2 pseudogenes are annotated in these 681 nt (G+C 73.6%); one reads left to right on the plus strand and one right to left on the minus strand.

What is annotated here, in order from left to right:
• Nucleotides 1–240: pseudogene (locus tag ADK55_RS18140) on the minus strand (regulator); the annotation flags it as partial.
• 60 nt (nt 241–300) lie between these two features.
• Here ADK55_RS18140 and ADK55_RS18145 point away from each other — a divergent pair.
• Nucleotides 301–681 (plus strand): annotated as a pseudogene (locus tag ADK55_RS18145) (regulator); the annotation flags it as partial.

Below are 681 nucleotides of genomic sequence, written 5' to 3' on the forward strand. Positions count from 1 at the left end.
GTCGAGGGCGGCGCACACGTCGCCGTGCGCGACGGCGATCCGCCGGTAGGCGTCGCGCTGGCCCGGCCCGAGCCAGTCCCGCTCGGCGGCGCGCACCAGCTCCAGGAAGTAGACCGCGTGTCGGGTCCGCAGGGCTTCGCGCTCCCCGACGGCGTCCAGCCACATGGCTCCGTACTCGCGGATCGTGTCGAGCATCCGGTACGTGGCACCGTCGCCGACGCCCTCGACCTCGTCGACCACCCCCCCCGCACCCTGGGCGAGGCGGTCCGGCAGTGGATCGGGGAGCGTCGACTGCTCCTCGTGTTGGACTGTTGCGAACCCCTGATCGTCGCCGTGCGCTCCCTCGTACGGGACCTGCTGGCCGCCGCCCCGCATCTGGTGATCCTCCTGACCAGCCGTCAATCACTGGGATCGGACCGGGAACACGTCCTGGAACTGGGGTCGTTGCCCCACGACGCGAACGCGGTGGAGGCGCTGGCCCTGTTCACCGCCCGCGCCCGCGAGGCCGACCCCTCGCAGGCCCCACCCTGGGGAGAGGAACGGATCGAGGCCGCCCGGGCCGTCTGCGCCCGCCTCGAAGGAATCCCCCTCGCGCTGGAACTCGCCGCCGCGCAGTTGACGGACCACACCGTCGGGGAACTCGCCGAGCGGCTCGCCCGCCGGATCGGCCCGCTCGCCGGC

The sequence above is a fragment of the Streptomyces sp. WM4235 genome, assembly GCF_001279725.1.
Classification (GTDB): domain Bacteria; phylum Actinomycetota; class Actinomycetes; order Streptomycetales; family Streptomycetaceae; genus Streptomyces.